The following is a 21,496-nucleotide window of genomic DNA, read 5'->3' as shown; positions in this document are numbered from 1 at the left end:
GCGGGCTGGCGGCGCGAGCCGGCCGGCCCATAGCCATAGCCAGTTGCCCCCAGGCCCCCCCCGCCAGCTAACCCCAGGAAACCGCCCGCATGACCCGTTCCACCAAGATCGTCGCCACGATTGGCCCCGCGTCCAGTTCGCTGGAAGTGCTGACCCGCATGATCGGGGCCGGTGTCGATGTGGTGCGCCTGAACTTCTCGCACGGCACGGCGCAGGACCATATCGACCGCGCCGCGCTGGTGCGTGAGGCGGCCACGGCCTGCGGCCGCGAGGTGGCCATCATGGCCGACCTGCAGGGCCCCAAGATCCGCGTCGGCAGGTTCGAGAACGGCAAGGTCACGCTGAAGGCCGGCGACCCGTTCGTGCTGGACTCGAACTGCGAGACCGGCAACCAGGACCGCGTGGGGCTGGACTACAAGGACCTGCCGCGCGACGTGGGCCCGGGCGACGTGCTGCTGCTCAACGACGGCCTGATCGTGCTGGTGGTGGACCGCGTGATCGGTACCGAGATCTTCACCACGGTGCGCGTTGGCGGCGACCTGTCGAACAACAAGGGCATCAACCGCCAGGGCGGCGGGCTGTCGGCGCCGGCGCTGACCGCCAAGGACATGGAGGACATCAAGACCGCCATGGCGCTGCACGCCGACTACGTGGCCGTGAGCTTCCCGAAAAACGCCACCGACATGGAAATGGCGCGCCAGCTGGCCAACGTGGCCGGCCAGCCGCACAACCACAAGGCGCGCATGATCGCCAAGATCGAACGCGCCGAGGCCATCCGCCCGGGCGTGCTCGAGGAAATCCTGAACGCGTCGGACGGCATCATGGTGGCCCGTGGCGACCTGGCCGTTGAAGTGGGCAACGCGGCGGTGCCGGCGCTGCAGAAGCGCATGATCCGCCTGGCCCGCGAGGCCAACAAGCTGACCATCACGGCCACCCAGATGATGGAGAGCATGATCGTCAACCCGGTGCCGACGCGCGCCGAGGTGTCGGACGTGGCCAACGCCGTGCTGGACGGCACCGACGCCGTGATGACGTCGGCCGAGACCGCCGCCGGGCGCTATCCGGTGGAAACGGTCGAGGCCATGGCCGCGATCTGCCTGGAGGCCGAAAAGTCCGAGGTCGTGCAGCTGGACACCGATTTCCTGAACCAGACGTTCTCGCGCATCGACCAGTCGATTGCCATGGGTGCGCTGTTCACGGCCTATCATCTAGGCGTGAAGGCCATTGCCGCGCTGACCGATTCGGGTGCCACGGCTTTGTGGATGAGCCGTCACCGCATTCATGTGCCGATCTATGCCATGACGCCCAATCTGGCGTCGCAGCGCAAGATGCAGCTGTACCGCAACGTGGTGCCGCTGCCGCTGCAGTCGAGCACCGACCGGGACGAGGCGCTGGAACAGGCCGAGGAACTGCTGCTGGCGCAGGGTGCCGTGCAGCATGGCGATTTCATTGTGCTGACGATCGGCGAGCCGATGGGCCAGGCCGGCGGCACGAACACGCTGAAGATCGTGAGGGTCGGCAGCAAGTTCAAGTAAAGATGACGTCCGATGTGGTGCGCTGCACGGACGGCGCACCGCGGATGCGCGAACCTGCCCGGCGCAGCATCGAAAAAATACCAGATACCGTTTTTTTATTCAGGAGTTAGACATGCCACTCGTATCCATGCGCCAGCTGCTGGACCATGCCGCCGAGAACAACTACGGTCTGCCGGCCTTCAACGTGAACAACCTCGAACAGGTTCAGGCCATCATGCAGGCCGCCGACGAGGTCAATGCCCCGGTGATCATGCAGGCCTCGGCAGGCGCGCGCAAATACGCTGGCGAGCACTTCCTGCGTCACCTGATCGAAGCCGCCGTGGAAGCCTATCCGCACATCCCCGTGGTGATGCACCAGGATCACGGCCAGTCGCCGGCGATCTGCAAGGCCGCCATCGACCTGAACTTCTCGTCGGTGATGATGGACGGCTCGCTGAAGGAAGACGGCAAGACCCCGGCGGACTACGAATACAACGTCGACGTGACCCGCAAGGTCGTGCAGATGGCCCACGCGCTGGGCGTGACCGTGGAAGGCGAACTGGGCTGCCTGGGCTCGCTGGAAACCGGTGAAGCCGGCGAGGAAGACGGCATCGGCGCCGAAGGCAAGCTCGACCACTCGATGCTGCTGACCGATCCGGAGCAGGCCGCCGACTTCGTCAAGGCGACCCAGCTGGACGCGCTGGCCATCGCCATCGGCACCTCGCACGGCGCCTACAAGTTCACGCGCAAGCCCACGGGCGACATCCTGGCCATCGGCCGCATCAAGGAAATCCACGCCCGCATTCCGAACACGCACCTGGTGATGCACGGTTCGTCGTCGGTGCCGCAGGAACTGCTGGCCGAGATCCGCCAGTTCGGTGGCGACATGAAGGAAACGTACGGCGTGCCGGTGGAAGAGATCCAGGAAGCCATCAAGTTTGGCGTGCGCAAGATCAACATCGACACCGACATCCGCCTGGCGATGACCGGCGCGATCCGCCGCTTCTTCGCGGAAAACCCGAGCAAGTTCGACCCGCGCGAATACCTGAAGCCGGCCCGCGAAGCCGCCAAGCAGGTGTGCAAGGCGCGCTACATCGCCTTCGGTTGCGAAGGCCAGGCCAGCAAGATCAAGGCCGTGTCGCTGGCCGATATCGCCAGCCAGTACGCGTCGGGCAAGCTCGCCCAGGTCGTGCAGTAAATCGTTTCACCGCCCCGCCCGCCCGGCGCGCGGGGCGTTCGTACTTCATGGGGCTTCGCCAACCGCACGAAGCCCCGCTTGTTTTCAGCCGCAGCCGCTTTCACACCATGTCTGACGCCCTCTACGAATCCTCCATCCAGTCCCTGCCGCTGCTCGGCCACGGCAAGGTCCGCGACAACTACGCCGTCGGCGACGACAAGCTGCTGATCGTGACGACCGATCGCCTGTCGGCCTTCGACGTGATCATGGGCGAGCCGATTCCGGCCAAGGGTCGCGTGCTGAACCAGATGGCCAACTTCTGGTTCCGGAAGCTCGCGCACATCGTGCCGAACCACGAGACGGGCGTGACGGCGGAAAGCGTGGTGGCGCCCGACGAAGTGGCGCAGGTCAAGGGCCGCGCCGTGGTGGTCAAGCGCCTGAAGCCGATCCTGGTGGAAGCGGTGGTGCGCGGCTACCTGGCTGGCAGCGGCTGGAAGGATTACCAGGCCACGGGCAAGGTGTGCGGCATCGCACTGCCGGCCGGCCTGCAGAACGCGCAGAAGCTGCCCGAGCCGATCTTCACCCCGGCGGCCAAGGCCGAGATGGGCGAGCACGACGAGAACATCTCGTTCGACGAGGTCGTGCAGCGCATCGGCCGCGAACTGGCCGAAAAGATGCGCGACGTCTCGATCCGCCTGTACAAGGAAGCGTCCGAGTACGCGGCCACGCGCGGCATCATCATCGCCGACACCAAGTTCGAGTTCGGCCTGGACGAAAACGGCACGCTGACGCTGATGGACGAGGTGCTGACCGCCGATTCGTCGCGCTTCTGGCCGGCCGATTCGTACCAGGTGGGCACCAATCCGCCGTCGTTCGACAAGCAGTTCGTGCGCGACTGGCTGGAAGCCGTGCGCATCGACGGCAAGCCGTGGCCGAAGACCGCGCCGGCGCCGAAGCTGCCCGATGACGTGGTGCAGAAGACCGCCGACAAGTACAAGGAAGCGCTGACCCGCCTGACCGGCGAGCAGCTGCAGTAAGGCGGAAGGGACCAGAACATGAGCAATGCAGCAAAGCCGGTGGTGGGCGTGGTGATGGGCAGCAGTTCCGACTGGGACGTGATGCAGCACGCCGTGGCCATGCTCAAGGATTTCAACGTGGCGTTCGAGGCGCAGGTCGTGTCGGCGCACCGCATGGCCGACGACATGTTCCGCTACGCCGAGTCGGCGCGCAGCCGTGGCATCCGCGCGATCATCGCCGGCGCCGGCGGTGCCGCGCACCTGCCGGGCATGATCGCCGCCAAGACGATCGTGCCGGTGTTCGGCGTGCCCGTGCCGTCGAAGTACCTGCGCGGCGAGGATTCGCTGCTGTCGATCGTACAGATGCCCAAGGGCGTGCCCGTGGCCACCTTCGCGATCGGCGAAGCCGGTGCCGCCAACGCGGCGCTGCATGCGATCGCCACGCTGGCCACCACCGACGATGCGCTGGCCAGCGCACTGGAAGCGTTCCGCGCCAGGCAGACCGACGCCGCGCGCGCGATGACCCTGCCTGTCTAAGTTTCAGCCGTAACAAAAGCCCGAGCCATGCCGACCGATATCCATCCTTACCTGTCCGAAGCCCATACGCCGGAGTCGCGCGCCGAATTTGGCGTGGACGCCCCCGGCGCGCCCATCCTGCCCGGCGCCTGGCTGGGCATGCTCGGCGGCGGCCAGCTGGGCCGCATGTTCACGCACGCGGCGCAGTCGATGGGCTATCGCGTCTGCGTGCTCGACCCCGACCAGGACAGCCCGGCCGGCAACGTGGCCGACCGCCATATCTGCGCCACCTACACCGATGACGCCGCGCTGGCCGAGCTGGCCAGCCTGTGCCAGGCCGTGAGTACCGAGTTCGAGAACGTGCCGTCGATCTCGCTGGACCGCCTGGAGCAGGCGGGCGTGTTCGTGGCGCCGCGCGGCTACTGCGTGTCGATTGCGCAGAACCGTATCGGCGAGAAGAAGTTCTTTGCCGCGTGCGCCGAGCGTACGGGCGTGCCGCCGGCCCCGCACTGGGTGATCCAGCACGACGCCGATGTGGACAACGTGCCCGACAACGTGCTGCCCGGCATCCTCAAGACGGCGCGCATGGGCTACGACGGCAAGGGCCAGGCCCGCGTGAAGACGCGCGAGGACGTGCGCGCCGCCTGGAAGGCCATGCAGCATGTGCCGTGCGTGCTGGAGCAGATGCTGCCGCTGGCCTACGAGGTCTCCGTGCTGGCGGCCCGCGGCGCCGACGGCACCACGGCCACGTGGCCGCTGGCCGAGAACGTGCATCGCGACGGCATCCTGTTTTCCACGACGATGCCGTCGATGAGCGTGTCCGACGACATCGCCACGCGCGCCCGCGCCGCCGCCGCCACCATCACCTCGGAAATGGGCTATGTCGGCGTGCTGTGCATCGAGTTCTTCGTGCTGACCGACGGCACGCTGGTGGCCAACGAGATGGCCCCGCGCCCGCACAATTCCGGTCATATCACGATGGATGTCTGCGAGACGAGCCAGTTCGAGCAGCAGGTGCGCGCCATGGCCCGCCTGCCGCTGGGCAGCACGCGCCAGCATTCGGCCGGCAAGATGCTGAACCTGCTGGGCGACTGCTGGTTCGAGTTCGGCCTGGAGCGCACGCCGGCATGGGACGAGGTGCTGGTGCAGCCCGGCGCCAAGCTGCATCTGTATGGCAAGAACGACGCGCGCCCGTCGCGCAAGATGGGCCACGTGAACTGCGTGGGCGACCGGGCGGAGGCCGCGGCCGCCGCGTTCGACGCCGCCGCCACCGCCCTGCATATCCCGCTCTGAGATTCGATGTCTTCACGCATGCCCACGGCCGCCGAGCTTGACGAGGCAGTTCGCCTGCTCGAAGCCGGCCAGCTCGTGGCGTTTCCGACCGAGACCGTCTACGGCCTGGGCGCGGACGCCGAGAACCCCGAAGCCGTGGCGCGCATCTTCGCCGCCAAGGGCCGCCCGTCGAACCATCCGGTTATCGTGCACGTGGTGGATGGCGGCGACGTCAGCTACTGGACCGATGAGGTGCCCGAGGCCGCGCAGAAGCTGATCGACGCCTTCTGGCCCGGTCCCCTGACGATCATCCTGAAGCGCGCCGCGCATATTCCGGCCGCCGTGGCGGGCGGGCAGGACAGCATCGGCCTGCGCTGCCCGTCGCACCCCGTGGCCCAGGCGCTGCTGGCGCGTTTCCGGCGCGGCCGGGGCGGCATTGCCGCGCCGTCGGCCAACAAGTTCGGCCAGGTCAGCCCGACCACGGCCGAGCACGTGCGCGACGAATTCGGCGGCACCGTCTACGTGCTGGAAGGCGACGGCGTGGATGTCGGCATCGAATCGTCGATCGTTGACCTGTCGCGTCTGGATACGCTGGGCCCCGTGCTGCTGCGCCCCGGCGCGATCACGGCGGCAATGATGGCCGACGTGCTGGGCACGCTGCCGCTGCCGCCCGATGCCGCCGCGCCGCGCGCGTCGGGCACGCTCAAGGCCCACTACGCGCCGCGCACCACGCTGACGCTGGCGCAGGCCGAGGCCCTGCCGCAATTGCTACAGGGCTTGCCCGAGGGCGGACGGCTGGCGTTTGTCGGCAAGGCGTCCGCCAGCGCAGATCCGCGCTGCGTGTTCGTGGCCGCACCGGCCACGCCCGACGCCTATGCCCAGGCGCTGTACGGCCTGCTGCGCAAGCTCGACAAGGAAGGCTATCAGCGGCTGGTGTTCGAGCCGGTGCCCGATTCGCACGAGTGGGACGGTGTGCGCGACCGCCTGGGCCGCGCTGCGGCAGCGTTCGAAGACAGCTGAGATGTAGCCGCGGGCCCTCTCCCCCGGCCCCTCTCCCGCTGGGCGGGAGAGGGGAGCAGACCGGCGGTGTTTGTATTTTCTCTACGCCAACGCAAACGCAACGCAAACGCAACGCAAACGCAACGCAAACGCAACGCAAACGCAACACAAACGCAAACGCAAGCAGCCGGCACCTCCTGATGCCCCCGGTTTTCTCCCCTCTCCCGCACGCGGGAGAGGGGCTGGGGGAGAGGGCGGGCATGTCAAATCCTCGCCACGCCCGAATCCAGCCTCAAGGCGCGCCCTTGTACACCCACTGCATCAGCGCATCGTGGGCTTCCTGGGCACCCGAGGCGTTGGGGTGGTTGATATAGGCCACCACCACGTAGCGTTCGCCATTGAGCGCATCGACATAGCCCGCCAACGCGCGCACATCGGCCAGCGTGCCGGTCTTCAGGTAGGCGTTGCCTGCCGCATTGGCGCGTGTCAGGCGGTTGCGCAGCGTGCCGTCCACGCCGAGGATCGGCAGCGAATCGATCAGCACCGGCCCCACGTTGCTGGCCAGCGCCTGCTGCAGCAGGCGGGCCATGTCGTAGGCGCTGATACGCTCGTCGCGCGACAGTCCGGAGCCGTTCTCCAGCACCAGGTTCGGCATGTCCAGGCCCTGCCTGGCCAGCCACTGGTGGATCACGCGCGACGACTTGTCGGTGCTGGCTGGGCCCTTCCGATCCATTTCCGCGCCAATCGTCAGGAACAGCTGGCGGGCCATCACGTTGTTCGAGAACTTGTTGATATCGCGCACGATATCGCCCAGCGGCTGGCCGTAGTGGCGCGCCAGCAGGAAGGCGTTGCGCGGCACCGGGCCGCTGCGCAGGCCGGGCGGGCGCGCGAAGCGGCCACCGGCGTTCTGCCATTCGGCGACGAAGCCGCCCCAGATGAAGTCGCTGTGGCTCAGCGTGGCCAGGTTGACGATGTGCTCGCCGCAATCGGCCGCGTAGCTGCCATCGAACGATGCCACGACGGTGCCGTCCGGCTGCGGCATGATGCTGGGCGTGGCGCGCGACTTCCAGTCGCCGCAGCGGCCGTTGGCCAGCGTCATCCGGTTGTCCACGCGCAACTGCGCCAGCGCGGGCGTGACGGCCACGTCCACGGTGCGGTTGGCGGCGTCCGGGGTGATCGTGAACGACAGCGTCTTGAACGCGTAGAGCAGGGCGTCCGGATTCACGTTGTAGGCGCGCTGCGTCTCGCCGTCGATGGTGTAGCTGCCGTCCATGCCATCGGCAAAGAAGCTGCGATCGAGCACCACGTCGCCATTGATGGTGGTGGCGCCAGCGGACCGGGCCGTGGCCACCAGCTTGGCCATTTCCTCGGGCACGAGCTTGGGGTCGCCCCGGCCGCGCAGATAGACGTTGCCGTTGATCGTGCCGTCGGGGCCGGGCTGATTGTCGGCATAGAGCGAAGTCAGCCAGCGGAAATCGGGCCCCAGCAGCTGCAGGCCGGCGAAGGTGGTGACCACCTTCATCGTCGAGGCCGGATTCATTGGCGTCTCGGCGTTCCAGCTCACGCGCGCCTGCGGGGCGCCCACCTTGACCACGTAGAAGCTCGCGGCGGACAGCGGCACATGGGCGCGGCGCAGCGCGGCGGTCACGGTGGCCGGCAGCCCGCTGCGCGCGGCGGCGGGATCGGCGGGTTCGGCCTTGGCACGGGCGGCGCCGGCTGTCGCGGCGACGGCCGTGGCGGCTGTGGCCGCGCGGGCGGCCTTGGTATTCTTGACGGGTTTGGCCTGGGCTGCGGACAGACCCAGGATGAGCAGCGTGGCCGCGACGATGGCGGGCGACAGGCTGCGGCGGAGCAGGGGCGGACGGATGGGCATGGCGAGCATGTTAACGCATGGCCCATGCGCGCCGGATGACGTCATGCGGCCGTTTCAGGCCGCATTTCGTGAGCGAGGTCGACTACGCGGCGCTCGGTCCGCTCAGTTGGCCGACTGACAATCGGATGCCGACGGCGTGGCATTCGGAATCGGGAAGATCGCGTCGTAGGCCCAGTTGTAGAAGAACGCGTAGACCATGTAATAGCCGGCCACGGCAATGTCCATGATGAAGGCTTCCACCAGGCCGATCTTCAGGTACCACGCCACCGACGGCAGGAACACGATCAGCAGGCCGCCCTCGAACAGGATTGCGTGCAGCACGCGGATCGGCGTCGATTTCTTGAGCTGCCCCGTGAAGCGCAGCATCGCGCGGTCGAACAGGATGTTGTAGATGTAGTTCCACGTGGCGGCGATCAGGGCCGCCACCGCGCCAACGATGCCCATCTGGTGCAGCTCGTACCCGAATACGAGGCTGGCCAGCGGCGCGAATGCGATCAGACCGATCACCTCGAAACCGACGGTGTGACGAATACGGTCTGCAGTGGTACGCATGAGGCTCTCCAATTTCAGCGAATTTCGACAATAGACGGCATTCTATCGGCGCGACAGCTGATCGCAAGTTGGATACCATCTGAAAATCCGATAGATGGCGGCGAACACGCGCCGTATTTCCCATGTCTCTCTCCTTCGACCAACTCCAGGCGTTTGCGGCCGCCGCCGAGACCGGATCGTTCTCTGCCGCCGCCCGACAGCTCGGCAAGGCCCAGTCGGTCATCAGCGCCGCCGTGGCCAATCTGGAAGTCGACCTCGACGCCACGCTGTTCGACCGCAGCGCCCGCTACCCGGTGCTGACACCGGCCGGCGAACGGCTGCTGCTGGAAGCGCGCGTGATCCTGGAACGCTGCGAGCATTTCCGGGGCGTGGCCAAGAGCCTGGGCGAGGGGGTGGAGTCGCGCCTCACGCTGGCCGTGGACGAGCTGTATCCCGAAGAAACGCTGGGCGAACTGCTGACCGAGTTTTCCGAGCGATTCCCGTCGGTCGAACTCGAAATCCTGTTCCCGCTGATGGAAGACGTCAGCCGCCTGGTGCTGAGCCAGTGCGCGGACCTGGGCATCATGTGGCGCCAGGAAATCCTGCCGCCGGAACTGGGCTTCCACGCGCTCGGCTGGGTGCCGATGCCGATCATCTGCGCACCCGACCACCCGCTGGCCGCCCAGCCGCGCGTGGATTTCGAGGAACTGAAACGCTACCGCCAACTGATGGTGGCAACGCGCAGCGATAGCGAGGAAAAGAAGCGCCTGCGCGTGGCCGCCGAAGTCTGGTGGGTGGAAAGCCAGTGGGTCATCGTCGAACTGGTCAAGCGCCGCCTGGGCTGGGCGTTCGTGCCCTGGCACGTCGCCGCCAACTCGCCGGCGGCAGCCGGCCTGGTGTCGCCGCAGCTGACATTCCAGGACCAGGACTGGCCCGTCGCCATGGAAATCGTCTGGCACAAGCAGCGCCCCCTGGGCAAGGCCGCCACGTGGCTGAAGGAACGGGTCAGCCAGCAGGCGTTGCCGGTGCCGGAGGCGCGATAGACGGGATGGCGGTCATCGCTATCTGCCGAAGAAGAGTCGGGAGACGTCGCTGGTTATGCAAATTTGCATCCGAAAACAGGAGCCGTCGGAAACGGATTGCTGATCACGCCATATTTGATAATTCGCATAAAACGCTGAATTTGGATTGTCTACGGCAGACGGAAGGTCTCGGCACCGATATAGATACTTGCAGTTCAACGCGAGGAGGTAACGATGCGGGTATCTGTCTTGTCGTACATGCGCGCGGCCATGCTGGCCGTGATATTGATGTCGGTGGTGGGATGGGCATCCGCCGCGCCGCCGGCCTTTGTCTATCGCGGCTCGAATTTGCCGCCGGAACAGGTGTTCCAAAATGGCTTCCCGAGCCCGGGAACCAACAGCGACGTGTACCAGCACGTGGGCGGCAGCTCATGCATGGAGAGGACCTCCGCGTTCGTTCCGACGTCGGCAGAGGAAGCCGTTGCGCATCAGTTTGCCAGCCGATGGCTGTTGGGGCGCGGCAGCCGCAGTTATGTGTATCGCATTCGGGCGACAGACAGCTTTTATAGCGCCTATGCGTCGTTGCGGGACGCGTACACGCGGCTGGGGAACGTGATCTTCCGGAGCACCGCCGACCGTTTCCGGCACGAGGACGAATGGATGGCCCACTACGGCGTGCCGAACGACCTGGTGGAATCCGTCCGGATATTCGAGCGCAATGCCGACACGGGGCAAATGGAAGTCGTCGCCGAGCAGCGGAATCCAAATTACGTCCCGGGGAACACGGTAGCCAACAACAACCCGTTCTTTATCAGCAGTGCCCCGACCAGTACGGTACAGCTTGTCGCCCCGGCGTTGCCCGGCACAGCGAATGCGCTTGCCTCGGTCTGTTCGCTCTGCAACATCACCGAAGAAGAAGAGGAGGATCGCCGCCGCAAGCGGTCGGTGGACGATTCCACCCGTGCCAAGGCCTGCAATTACTTTTCGATTCGCGAGGACGACTCGGCGGCATCGGTTGTCGATCCGATCACCGGCGAGGAAGTCAAGCGTTATGTGCCATGGCAGACGCGCGTCAAGCGCGAGGGCTATTCCAGCATCGAGGCGCCTCTCGGCTGTCAGACGGTGACAGGCCAGGCCCCGTTGGCCGATCTGGTCGCGGTCAAGTGTGATGGCCTGCACGACGTCAGAAGATTCCGGGTTTCCATCGGGGCGGGCGGTTCAGCCAACACCTGGGTGAACAAACGGTACGACGATGGTGTCGTGGGCGAGTGGTGGGGTCGCAAAGGCTCGGAAATCCCAGTCGTCAATACGCGTTACACGCTGGCCGACTACGGCTATTCGATCTATGACATCTTCAGCAATACCACTGGCAACTGGTGGTCGGGGCTGACGGTACGGCCGTTCTACCCCGATCTGCCGTACACCGAATCGGGCGTGTGTGCCTATGACGCGGCTCGCCACAAGACCTTGCTGCTGTGTCTACCGCCGAGTGGCGTTGTTGCCCGCCTGGAAGGCCGCAGCAACAATGCGATCAGCTCCATCGAGGCGCCTGCCGACCATGCCTACAAGATCTGCGAAGACGCCGGCTTTGCCGGGCGATGCCATATCCTGAGAGGCGACGCGAGTCAGACCGATTTGAGCCGATTGGGGATGAACGACAATATCTCGAGCATCCGGGCCTGCTACAAGCCTGTCCCGAACAGCTGGCGGCCTGCTCCAGACAATCGGGGCCTGATCGGCACGGTCTATTACCAGGTCAACGCAACGTCGGGGCTGCGCGAGTACTACCAGCTCAACAAGAGCAGCTATGGCCCGATGCCGGCCAACCAGCGCAGCAACGCCGACTGGACCTTCCTCCCGGACTACGACGAGTGCTGATCCGGGGCGGACGCCGATGACGGCGGCGCGGGCTGTTGCTGCGCCGCCTCGGCGTCATACCCATGCCATCCGCCTCCCAGCGCCTTGATCAGCGTGATGGCGGCCGTGTACTGGCGATCCATGATGCGCAGCGTCGTGGTTTCGGCGGTGTAGGCCGCCGTCTGGGCGGTCAGCACGTCGAGCAGGCCGGCGGTGCCGGCCTTGTAGCGGTTGTTGACCAGCGACAGCGCCTCGCGCGCGGAGCGCAGCGCGTCGCCCTGGACCACGGCTTCCTGCTCGAGCACGCGTGCCGAGGCCAGGTTGTCTTCGACTTCCTGGAAGGCGCTCAGCACGGTCTGGCGATAATTGGCCACGGTCTGGTCGTAGGCGGCCACGGCCTGCGCCTTGGCGGCACTGCGCAGGCCGCCGTCGAACACCGTGCCGGCCAGGCCGGCGCCGACCGACCACACGCGGTCGGGGAGCGACAGCCAGCGCGCCAGCGTGCTGGCCGTGAGGCCGCCCGTGGCCGACAGCGACAGGGTGGGATAGTAGGCCGCCTGCGCCACGCCGATCTCGGCATTGGCCGCCGCCATGCGGCGTTCGACCGCGGCGATGTCGGGGCGGCGTTCCAGCATTTGCGAAGGCACGGCCACTGGCACCACCGGCACCGGGGTCTGCAAATCGGCCGGCGCGATGTTCAGTTCCGAAGGCGGCCGTCCGACGAGGATGGCGATGGCATGTTCCAGTTGCGCGCGGCTGATCTGGATATCGAGCTGCTGGGCCTGGGCCGACTTGAGCTGTGTCTCTGACTGCAGCACGTCGGAGCGTTGCGCGGTGCCGGCCTTGTACTGGTTCTGCACCAGTTGCAGCGACCTGGCGTAGTCGGCCACGGTGCGATCGAGCAGCGCGCGCTGGGCGTCGGCCACGCGCAGCGAGAAGTAGCTTTGCGCCAGCGTGGCCTGCGTGGACAGCAGCGTCGATGCCAGGTCGGCCTGGCTGGCCTGCGCGCCCGCTTCGGCGCTTTCCACCTGGCGGCGGATGCGGCCCCAGATATCGATTTCCCAACTGGCCGACAGCGTGGCGTTCTGGCCGTCGACCACATGTCCGGCCGCGCTCGACTTGCCGCGCGATACGCCGACATTGGCGCCCACCGTCGGGAAGTAGCCCGCGCGTGCGGCCGCCAGCGATGCGGTCGCCTGGCGATAGATCGCCTCGGCTGCCTTGATGTTCTGGTTCGACACCTGCACCTGCGATATCAGATCGTCCAGCGTGGGGTCGTTGAATACGCGCCACCAGTCGGGGCGGCCGGCGGCGTCCTGCGGCTCGGCCGTCTTCCAGTCGCCGGTCCAGGCGGGCATGGCGTCGCTGGCTTCCTTGAAGGCCTTGGGTACGGGCGCGTCGGGGCGCTGGTAGTCGGGGCCGACCGCGCAGCCGGCCAGCAGGGCACAGGCCAGGGCCACCACCGAAAGAGAATAGGAGCGTTGGAACATGGCGGATGCGTTCTTCAGGATTCGAGTTGCGGCGCGGCGCCGCGTTGCTGCCGGCGTGCGCGCCAGGCATTGACCTTCAGGCGCCAGCGGTCGAGCGTCAGGTAGACCACCGGCGTCGTGTACAGCGTCAGCAACTGGCTGACCACCAGGCCGCCGACGATCGAGATACCCAGCGGCGCGCGCAGTTCGGCGCCATCGCCACGGCCCAGCGCCAGTGGCACCGCGCCCAGCAGCGCGGCGGCCGTGGTCATCATGATCGGCCGGAAACGGAGCAGGCAGGCGCGGTAGATGGCGTCGCGCGGGCTCAGGCCGTCGCGCCGTTCGGCGTCGATGGCGAAGTCGATCATCATGATGGCGTTCTTCTTGACGATGCCGATCAGCAGGATCACGCCAATCAGCGCGATGATGCTGAACTCGGTCTTGAACAGCAGTAGCGCCAGCAGCGCGCCCACGCCCGCCGACGGCAGCGTCGACAGGATCGTCAGCGGGTGAACGTAGCTTTCGTAGAGTATGCCCAGCACGATGTAGATCGTGATGATGGCGGCCAGGATCAGCAGCGGCTGGCTCTTGAGCGAATCCTGGAAGGCCTTGGCGCCTCCTGCGAAGTTGGCCTGCAGCGTCTCGGGTGCGCCGATCTGCGCCATGGCCAGCTTGATGGCGTCGGTGGCCTGCGACAGCGAATAGCCCTCGGCCAGGTTGAACGAGATGGTGGACGCAGCAAACTGGCCCTGGTGATTCACGCCCAGCGGCGTGCTGGTGGGCGTCACGCGCGCGAAGGCCGATAGCGGCACGCGCTTGCCGCCGCCGGTGACCACGTAGATGTCCTGCAGCGCATGCGGGCCCTGCAGGTATTCCGGGCTCAGCTCCATGACCACGCGGTACTGGTTCAGCGGGTGATAGATCGTCGACACCAGCCGCTGGCCGAACGCGTCGTTCAGGATGGCATCGACCTGCTGGGCCGTGACGCCGAGCTTCGATGCCGTATCGCGGTCGATGATGACCGACGTTTGCAGGCCCTTGTCGTTGGTGTCGGTGTCCACGTCCTCCAGGCCCTTGATGTTCGAAATCGCCGCGCGCACCTTGGGTTCCCATGCGCGCAACACATCGAGGTCATCGGACTGCAGCGTGAACTGGTAGGCCGAACTGCTCTGGCGCCCGCCGATGCGGATGTCCTGCACCGGCGTCAGGAACAGGCTCGCGCCGGGCTCCCTGGCCAGCTTGCCGCGCAGCCGCGCCACGATCTGGTCGGCCGTCTCCTTGCGCTCGGACAGTGGCTTGAGCGTGACGAACATCTGGCCCGTGTTGCGCTGCGACCCGCCCGTGAAGCCCGTCACGTTGACCACGGCCGGGTCCGACTGCACGATCTTGATGAAGTTGTCGAGCTTGGTGCGCATCAGCTGGAACGACGTGGCCTGGTCCGCACGGATAAAGCCGATCAGCCGCCCCGTGTCCTGCTGGGGGAAAAAGCCCTTTGGCACGATCACGTACAGGTAGACGTTCAGCGCGATGGTCAGCAGCAGCACGATCCAGACCACCGGGCCATGGCGCAGCGCCACGCCCAGCGTGCGCGCATAGCCGTTCTGCAGGCGCACGAACAGGTGTTCCGTGGCCCGGTGGAAGCGGCCCTGCGTCTCCTCATGCACCGGGCGCAGCAGCCGGGCGCACATCATCGGCGTGGTGGTCAGCGAGACCACCAGCGACACCAGGATGGCCACCGACAGCGTGATCGCGAATTCCTGGAACAGCCGGCCCACGATGCCACCCATCAGCAGCAGCGGGATGAACACCGCGATCAGCGACAGGCTCATCGACAGCACCGTGAACCCCACTTCGCGCGCACCGCGCAGCGCGGCGGCCAACGGCTTCATGCCTTCCTCGATGTGCCGCGAGATGTTCTCCAGCACCACGATGGCGTCATCGACCACGAAGCCCGTGGCAATCGTCAGCGCCATCAGCGACAGGTTGTTCAGCGAGAACCCGGCCAGGTACATGATCGTGAACGTGCCCACCAGCGACACCGGCACGGCCACGCTCGGGATCAGGGTGGCGCGCACGTTACGCAGGAACACGAACACCACCATGATGACCAGCGCCACCGAGATCATCAGCGTGTGCTCCACCTCGCGCAGCGACGCGCGGATGGTGGGGGTGCGGTCCATCATCACGTCCAGCGAGATCGTGGCCGGCACCATCTTGCGCAGCTGCGGCAGCAGGTCGTTGACGCGGTCCACGGTCTCGATGATGTTGGCGCCCGGCGAGCGGTTCAGCACCAGCAGCACCGACGGCTGGCCGTTGGCCGAGCCCGCGTTGCGGATGTCCTGCACCGAATCCACCACATTGGCCACGTCCTGCAGCCGCACCGGCACCGCAAACGAGTTCGGGCCGCCGCTGTTGACGTTGCCGCCCGTGGCACCGGTGCTGATGGTGGTGGTGCCGCTGCTGGTGGTGATCGTGGTGGTGGTGACGCCGTTGACGGTCTTGGTGCTGACGTTGCCGCCTGCGGCCGCGTTGGCCGTGCTGGCGATCAGCGCGCCGGCCGATGTCGACGAATAGGTGCCCGGCGTGGCGTAGCGGATGATCAGCGGCATGTAATCCTTGGCCGCCATCGCCTGGTCGTTGGCATAGACCTGCCATGCCGTGCTGGGGTTGTCCAGGATGCCCAGCGGCCGGTTCGCGTTGGTGGCGCTGATCGTGTTGCGCACGTCCTCCAGCGAAATGCCGTAGTGGTTCAGCGCGGTCGGATTCAGTTCCACCCGCACGGCCGGCAGCGACGAGCCGCCGATCGTCACCTGGCCCACGCCTTCCACCTGCGACAGCTTCTGGGCGAGGATCGTCGACGCCGCGTCGTACAGCTGGCCGCGCGTCATCGTCGGCGACGTCAGCGCGATGATCATGATCGGCGCGTCGGCCGGGTTCACCTTGCGGTAGGTGGGGTTGTTCGGCAGGCTGGTGGGCAGCGTGGCGCGCGACGCATTGATGGCCGCCTGGACGTCGCGGGCGGCGCCGTCGATGTCGCGCGACAGGTCGAACTGCAGCGTCACGCGCGTGGAGCCCAGCGAACTGCTCGACGTGATCTCGGTCACGCCCGCGATGGCGCCCAGCGCACGCTCCAGCGGCGTGGCCACGGTGGCGGCCATGGTCTCGGGGCTGGCGCCGGGCAGCGACGCCGAGACCGAGATGGTGGGAAAGTCCACCTGCGGCAGCGGCGACACCGGCAGCAGCCGGAACGCGGCAATGCCGGCCAGCAGAATGCCGATGGTCAGCAGCGCGGTCGCGACCGGGCGGTGGATGAAGGTGGCCGAAAGGTTCATCAGGCGTTCGGCTCCTGCGGACGCGGCGTCACGCTGTGGCCGCCGTGGCCGCCGTGGCTGCCATCGTCGCCGTCGCCGCGGTCATCGTCGCCGCCGTTCGGGTTGCCGAACCGGCGGACGCGCCAGTCCTTGAGGCGGTATGCCACGCGGTCGAACGCCAGGTAGATCACCGGCGTGGTGAACAGCGTCAGCACCTGGCTGACCAGCAGGCCGCCCACCATCGTGATACCCAGCGGCCGGCGCAGTTCCGAGCCGATGCCGGCGCCCAGCATCATCGGCAGCGCCGCCAGCAGCGCGGCCATGGTGGTCATCAGGATGGGCCGGAACCGCAGCAGGCAGGCCTGGAAGATGGCGTCGTACGGCTTCATGCCATGCTCGCGTTCGGCTTCGAGCGCGAAGTCGATCATCATGATCGCGTTCTTCTTGACGATGCCGATCAGCAGGATGATGCCGATGATCGCGATGATGCCCAGGTCCTGCTGGAAGACCAGCAGCGCCAGCAGCGCGCCGACACCCGCCGACGGCAGCGTGGAAAGGATCGTCACCGGGTGGATGGTGCTCTCGTACAGCACGCCCAGCACGATGTACATGGTGATCACGGCGGCCAGGATCAGCCACAGCGTGTTCGACAGCGAGGCCCGGAAGGCCAGCGCGGCGCCCTGGAATTCGGTGGACATCGAGATCGGCAGGCCGATTTCCTGTTCCACCTTGGTGATCTTGTCGACGGCGGCACCCAGCGATTCGCCCGGCGCCAGGTTGAACGAGATCGTGGCCGCCGGGAACTGCCCCTGGTGGTTGATCACGAGCGGGCCCGTGCGTTCGGAAATCCGCGCGATCGAGCCCAGCGGCACCTGCCCGCCCGACGACGACGGCAGCCGCAGTTCGGCCAGCGATGCGGGGCCGGTGCGGAATTCCGGCATGGTTTCCAGCACCACGCGATACTGGCTGGACTGGGTGAAGATGGTCGAGATCAGGCGCTGGCCGAATGCGCTGTACAGCGCGCTGTCGATCACGGCCGTGGTGATGCCGAAACGCGCGGCGGCGTCGCGGTCGATTTCCACGAAGGCGCGCAGGCCGTTGTTCTGCTGGTCGCTGGCCACGTCGCGCAGCTCGGGCTCGCGCTGCAGCCGTTCGACCAGCTTCGGCACCCATTCGGCCAGCACGGTCGGGTCGGGATCTTCCACCGTGAACTGGTACTGGGTGCGCGCCACGCGGTCTTCGATGGTCAGGTCCTGCACGGGCTGCATGTAGAGCGACACGCCGCCAAGCTTGTGCACCGCCTCCTGCAGGCGGTCGGTCACCACGGCCATCGAATCGCGCTCGCCCTTGGGCTTCAGGTTGATCAGCATGCGCCCGGCGTTGATGGTCTGGTTGGTGCCATCCACGCCGATGAACGACGACACGCTGGCCACCGCCGGGTCTGCCAGGATCACCTTCTGCACGGCTTCCTGCTTGCGTCCCATCGACTGGAACGAACTGGTCTGCGCTGCCTCGGTGATGGCCTGGATCACGCCGGTGTCCTGCACCGGGAAGAAGCCCTTGGGCACCAGCAGATAGAGCAGGCCGGTCAGCACCAGCGTGCCGACGGCCACGACGAGTGTGGCGGTCTGGCGCGCCAGCACCCATTCGAGCGCCCGGCCGTACCGGTCGATCACGTTGTCGAAGAAGCGGCCCGTGGCCAGGTGGAAGCGCGACTGTTCGCTTTCCGGCACATGGCGCAGCAGGCGGGCGCACATCATCGGCGTCAGCGTCAGCGACACCACGGCCGAGATCAGGATCGACACCGCCAGCGTGATCGCGAATTCACGGAACAGCCGCCCGACCACATCGCCCATGAACAGCAGCGGAATCAGCACGGCCACCAGCGAGAACGTCAGCGAGATGATGGTGAAGCCGATCTGCTTCGACCCCTTCAGCGCGGCCTCCATCGGGGAATCGCCTTCCTCGATGTAGCGCATGATGTTCTCGATCATCACGATGGCGTCGTCCACCACGAAGCCCGTGGCGATGGTCAGCGCCATCAGCGTGAGGTTGTTGATCGAGAAGCCGGCCAGGTACATCACGCCGAACGTGCCCACCAGCGACAGCGGCACGGCCACGCCCGGGATGATCGTGGCCGACAGGTTGCGCAGGAAGACGAAGATCACCATCACCACCAGCGCGATGGCCAGCAGCAGTTCGAACTCCACGTCCTTGACCGAGGCGCGGATCGTGGTGGTGCGGTCGGTCAGCACCTGCGCATGGACCGAGGCCGGCAGCGCCGACTGCAGCTGCGGCAGCAGCGTCTTGATGCGGTCCACCACCTCGATCACGTTGGCGCCCGGCTGGCGCTGGATATTGACCACGATGGCCGGCCTGGCATTGGCCCACGCGGCCAGGCGGCTGTTCTCGGGGCCGTCGATGATGTCGGCCACGTCGGTGATGCGGATCGGCGCGCCGTTCTGGTAGCCGATGATGATCTGCCGGTACTCGTCGGCCGACTTGAGCTGGTCGTTGGCGTCGATGGTCGAGGCGCGCGACGGGCCGTCGAAGCTGCCCTTGGCGCCGTTGACGTTGGCGCTGCCGATGGCGGTGCGCAGGTCGTCGATCGACATGCCCAGGTTGGCCAGTGCCGTCGGGTTGGCCTGGATGCGCACGGCGGGGCGCTGGCCGCCGCTGATGGTGACCAGGCCCACGCCCTGGATCTGCGAGATCTTGGCGGCCACGCGGGTGTCGACCATGTCCTGCAGCTTGGGCAGCGGCAGGGTGTCTGACGTCATCGCCAGCGTCATGATCGGCGCGTCGGCCGGATTGACCTTGCTGTAGACCGGCGGCATCGGCAGGTCGGCGGGCAGCAGGTTGCCGCCGGCGTTGATGGCGGCCTGCACCTCCTGCTCGGCCACGTCCAGCGACAGCGTCAGCTCGAACTGCAGCGTGATGACCGACGCGCCGCCCGATGACGACGACGACATCTGCTTGAGGCCCGGCATCTGGCCGAACTGGCGCTCCAGCGGCGCCGTGACCGACGACGTCATCACGTCGGGACTGGCGCCGGGGTACAGCGTGGTGACCTGGATGGTCGGGTAATCGACCTCGGGCAGGGCGGAGAGCGGCAGCAGCTTGAATGCGACCAGCCCCGACAGCAGGATGGCCAGCATCAGCAGGGCCGTGGCCACCGGCCGCTCGATAAAGATGCGCGAAGGATTCATGCCGCTTCCCTGTCCTCTTCTCTTACTGCTGCGGCCGCTGGCCCACGCTGGCGCCCGGGTTCGCCGGCGTGCTGGTGGCCGGATTCGGGCTGGCGTCCGCGTCGCGCAGGCGACGGCGTTCGCCCGGTGCGCCAGCCGCGGCCGAAGCGCCAGCCCCATCGCTGGCCGGTGCCGCGTGGGCGCCGCTTGCGCCGCCATTCGCGCCGCTTGCGCCGCCATGCGCGCCGCTGGCGCCCCCCCAGTTGCCGCGCCGGCCACGCGCCCGCGGCGCGCTCGACGGCTGCAGCTGCGCGGCGCGCGCGGCCGGGTCCACCGCTTCCACGACCATGCCTTCCTTGAGGCGGTCCGCGCCGTCCACCACCACGCGCTGGCCGGGCTCCACGCCCTTGAGCACGGCGGTGCGGGCGCCATCGCTCGGGCCCAGCGTCACCACCTGAACCTTCACGGTGTTGTCGTCGCCCACCACGTAGACAAAGGTGCCTTGCTGGCCACGCTGGATGGCGGCCACCGGAATCACCGTGGCGTCTTCCATGGTATCCACGCGGGTGCGCACGTTCACGAACTGGTTCGGGAACAGCATGCCGTCGGTGTTCTGGAAGATGGCCTTGAGCTTGACCGTGCCGGTGGTGGTATCGATCTGGTTGTCGGTGGTCAACAGCGAGCCCTCGGCCAGCTGGTTGCGCATCTGCCGGTCCCACGCCTGCACCTGGAGCTTCTCGCCGGCGTTCAGCTTCCTGAGCACGGCGGGCAGGTTGTCCTCGGGGATCGTATACAGCACGGTGATCGGCTGGATCTGCGTGATCAGGGCGATGCCATTGGTGTCGCCGGTGCTGACGATGTTGCCGGGGTCCACCTGGCGCAGGCCGATGCGGCCCGAGGTGGGCGCCACGATGCGCGTGTAGCCCAGGTTCAGCCGTGCGTTGTCGACGTTGCCCTGGTCGGTCTTGACCACGCCTTCGTACTGGCGCACCAGCGCGTCCTGCGTGTCCACCTGCTGCTTCGAGATCGAATCCTGCGCCAGCAGCGTCTTGTAGCGTTGCTGGTCCAGCCGGGCGTTCTGCAGCAGCGCCTGGTCACGGGCCAGCTGGCCCACGGCCTGGTCGAGGGCGGCCTGGAACGGGCGCGGATCGATTTCGGCCAGCACGTCGCCGGCCTTGACCATCTGGCCTTCCTTGAACAACACCTTCAGCAGCGGGCCGGACACCTGCGCGCGCACGGTGACGTTGGCCACCGGCGTCACGTTGCCCAGGCCATTGAGCACCACATCCATGTTGCGCTTGCTGACCGTATTGACCACCACGGGCGAGCGCGGCATGGCGTTCGGCCCGCCCTGGCCGCCGGGCCCGCCCGCCGCGCGCCGGCCTGCCCCCATGCCCGCCGCCCCGCTGGCGGCGCCGGGTGTGCCGGCCGCGGCCTCCTGCGCCGCCTTGCGGTGGCTGTGCCAGTACCAGCCGGCGCCCGCCAGCACGACCATGACGGCGACGGCAATCCAGGTGCGGCGGCGCGAACGGACCGGGCCGCGCGGCGGAGTGGGGGGGATAGTTTGACCTTGTTCTGGGTGGGACATGAACGGAATCCTGGGAACCGGCACGACATAAAAGGCGCGCGTGCCAAACGGTATTCGCACAGCGACTGTGACGGCGAAGTGGCAGCAGTATGCCGCATCGCGAGGGCAGGGCGACCCGCCGTCAGGTGGGATGGCGCCCGGCGGGGCGCGTCATGGATGCAAG

Annotated in this window: 14 protein-coding genes; 8 read left to right on the top strand and 6 right to left on the bottom strand. The window is 67.1% G+C overall.

The window, feature by feature from the left end:
• Window positions 1–89: 89 nt before the first annotated feature.
• The 6 genes from pyk to AC24R4_RS13985 all read left to right on the top strand — a co-directional run bounded on the left by pyk (window position 90) and on the right by AC24R4_RS13985 (window position 6,515).
• Complete coding sequence (pyk, locus tag AC24R4_RS14010; protein ID WP_153946624.1) at window positions 90–1,535, top strand: pyruvate kinase; 1,446 nt, start codon at window positions 90–92, stop codon at window positions 1,533–1,535.
• A gap of 112 nt (window positions 1,536–1,647) precedes the next feature.
• Window positions 1,648–2,712 carry a class II fructose-bisphosphate aldolase gene (fba, locus tag AC24R4_RS14005; protein WP_400393821.1) on the top strand — a complete coding sequence of 355 codons (1,065 nt, stop codon included), beginning with the start codon at window positions 1,648–1,650 and terminating at the stop codon, window positions 2,710–2,712.
• Window positions 2,713–2,819: 107 nt separating this feature from the next.
• Complete coding sequence (locus AC24R4_RS14000; RefSeq protein ID WP_400393820.1) at window positions 2,820–3,728, top strand: phosphoribosylaminoimidazolesuccinocarboxamide synthase; 909 nt, start codon at window positions 2,820–2,822, stop codon at window positions 3,726–3,728.
• 18 nt (window positions 3,729–3,746) lie between these two features.
• Window positions 3,747–4,244 carry a 5-(carboxyamino)imidazole ribonucleotide mutase gene (purE, locus tag AC24R4_RS13995; protein ID WP_400393818.1) on the top strand — a complete coding sequence of 166 codons (498 nt, stop codon included), beginning with the start codon at window positions 3,747–3,749 and terminating at the stop codon, window positions 4,242–4,244.
• A 27-nt stretch (window positions 4,245–4,271) separates the two neighbouring features.
• Complete coding sequence (locus AC24R4_RS13990) at window positions 4,272–5,516, top strand: 5-(carboxyamino)imidazole ribonucleotide synthase (RefSeq protein ID WP_400393816.1); 1,245 nt, start codon at window positions 4,272–4,274, stop codon at window positions 5,514–5,516.
• 6 nt (window positions 5,517–5,522) lie between these two features.
• A complete protein-coding gene (locus tag AC24R4_RS13985) occupies window positions 5,523–6,515 on the top strand; it encodes an L-threonylcarbamoyladenylate synthase (protein ID WP_400393814.1) in 993 nt (330 codons plus the stop codon).
• Between the two features lie 271 nt (window positions 6,516–6,786).
• Here the strand turns inward: AC24R4_RS13985 and dacB are convergent, their stop codons facing one another.
• Together dacB and AC24R4_RS13975 are read right to left on the bottom strand one after the other, a co-directional pair.
• Complete coding sequence (dacB, locus tag AC24R4_RS13980) at window positions 6,787–8,376, bottom strand: D-alanyl-D-alanine carboxypeptidase/D-alanyl-D-alanine endopeptidase (RefSeq protein WP_400395838.1); 1,590 nt, start codon at window positions 8,374–8,376, stop codon at window positions 6,787–6,789.
• 93 nt (window positions 8,377–8,469) lie between these two features.
• Window positions 8,470–8,919, bottom strand: a complete 450-nt coding sequence (locus AC24R4_RS13975) for a PACE efflux transporter (RefSeq protein ID WP_153946631.1) — start codon at window positions 8,917–8,919, stop codon at window positions 8,470–8,472.
• Between the two features lie 122 nt (window positions 8,920–9,041).
• Between AC24R4_RS13975 and AC24R4_RS13970 the strand changes: the two genes are divergently transcribed.
• Together AC24R4_RS13970 and AC24R4_RS13965 are read left to right on the top strand one after the other, a co-directional pair.
• Complete coding sequence (locus AC24R4_RS13970) at window positions 9,042–9,941, top strand: LysR family transcriptional regulator (RefSeq protein ID WP_487523277.1); 900 nt, start codon at window positions 9,042–9,044, stop codon at window positions 9,939–9,941.
• A gap of 213 nt (window positions 9,942–10,154) precedes the next feature.
• Entirely contained in the window at window positions 10,155–11,798 is a 1,644-nt protein-coding gene (locus tag AC24R4_RS13965) for a hypothetical protein (protein WP_487523276.1), read from the top strand.
• On the opposite strand, the gene AC24R4_RS13960 is transcribed toward AC24R4_RS13965, so the two are convergent.
• From AC24R4_RS13960 to AC24R4_RS13945, 4 genes are read right to left on the bottom strand one after another with little or no spacing between them, the layout of a single operon-like run.
• Window positions 11,783–13,267 carry an efflux transporter outer membrane subunit gene (locus AC24R4_RS13960; RefSeq protein WP_400392698.1) on the bottom strand — a complete coding sequence of 495 codons (1,485 nt, stop codon included), beginning with the start codon at window positions 13,265–13,267 and terminating at the stop codon, window positions 11,783–11,785. The two genes, AC24R4_RS13965 and AC24R4_RS13960, sit on opposite strands and share 16 nt — an antisense overlap.
• Before the next feature lie 14 nt (window positions 13,268–13,281).
• The gene (locus tag AC24R4_RS13955) at window positions 13,282–16,578 is read right to left on the bottom strand and encodes an efflux RND transporter permease subunit (protein ID WP_400392696.1); all 3,297 of its coding nucleotides are present in this window, start codon (window positions 16,576–16,578) and stop codon (window positions 13,282–13,284) included.
• A complete protein-coding gene (locus AC24R4_RS13950) occupies window positions 16,578–19,766 on the bottom strand; it encodes an MdtB/MuxB family multidrug efflux RND transporter permease subunit (protein WP_400392694.1) in 3,189 nt (1,062 codons plus the stop codon). The genes AC24R4_RS13955 and AC24R4_RS13950 overlap by 1 nt, the downstream gene beginning before the upstream one ends.
• A gap of 22 nt (window positions 19,767–19,788) precedes the next feature.
• On the bottom strand, window positions 19,789–21,333 hold the full coding sequence (locus tag AC24R4_RS13945; RefSeq protein ID WP_400392693.1) for an MdtA/MuxA family multidrug efflux RND transporter periplasmic adaptor subunit: 1,545 nt from the start codon (window positions 21,331–21,333) through the stop codon (window positions 19,789–19,791).
• Window positions 21,334–21,496 lie beyond the last annotated feature (163 nt).

The organism is Cupriavidus sp. CER-90, assembly GCF_057652055.1.
Note: the sequence above shows the minus strand (reverse complement) of the source record. Positions and strands in the feature narration are given on the sequence as shown.

Bases quoted from the DNA above. Each gene is read 5' to 3' on its own strand.
- pyk (WP_153946624.1), top strand. From the start codon at position 90: ATGACCCGTTCCACCAAGATCGTCGCCACGATTGGCCCCGCGTCCAGT.
- fba (WP_400393821.1), top strand. From the start codon at position 1,648: ATGCCACTCGTATCCATGCGCCAGCTGCTGGACCATGCCGCCGAGAAC.
- AC24R4_RS14000 (WP_400393820.1), top strand. From the start codon at position 2,820: ATGTCTGACGCCCTCTACGAATCCTCCATCCAGTCCCTGCCGCTGCTC.
- purE (WP_400393818.1), top strand. From the start codon at position 3,747: ATGAGCAATGCAGCAAAGCCGGTGGTGGGCGTGGTGATGGGCAGCAGT.
- AC24R4_RS13990 (WP_400393816.1), top strand. From the start codon at position 4,272: ATGCCGACCGATATCCATCCTTACCTGTCCGAAGCCCATACGCCGGAG.
- AC24R4_RS13985 (WP_400393814.1), top strand. From the start codon at position 5,523: ATGTCTTCACGCATGCCCACGGCCGCCGAGCTTGACGAGGCAGTTCGC.
- dacB (WP_400395838.1), bottom strand. From the start codon at position 8,376: ATGCTCGCCATGCCCATCCGTCCGCCCCTGCTCCGCCGCAGCCTGTCG.
- AC24R4_RS13975 (WP_153946631.1), bottom strand. From the start codon at position 8,919: ATGCGTACCACTGCAGACCGTATTCGTCACACCGTCGGTTTCGAGGTG.
- AC24R4_RS13970 (WP_487523277.1), top strand. From the start codon at position 9,042: ATGTCTCTCTCCTTCGACCAACTCCAGGCGTTTGCGGCCGCCGCCGAG.
- AC24R4_RS13965 (WP_487523276.1), top strand. From the start codon at position 10,155: ATGCGGGTATCTGTCTTGTCGTACATGCGCGCGGCCATGCTGGCCGTG.
- AC24R4_RS13960 (WP_400392698.1), bottom strand. From the start codon at position 13,267: ATGTTCCAACGCTCCTATTCTCTTTCGGTGGTGGCCCTGGCCTGTGCC.
- AC24R4_RS13955 (WP_400392696.1), bottom strand. From the start codon at position 16,578: ATGAACCTTTCGGCCACCTTCATCCACCGCCCGGTCGCGACCGCGCTG.
- AC24R4_RS13950 (WP_400392694.1), bottom strand. From the start codon at position 19,766: ATGAATCCTTCGCGCATCTTTATCGAGCGGCCGGTGGCCACGGCCCTG.
- AC24R4_RS13945 (WP_400392693.1), bottom strand. From the start codon at position 21,333: ATGTCCCACCCAGAACAAGGTCAAACTATCCCCCCCACTCCGCCGCGC.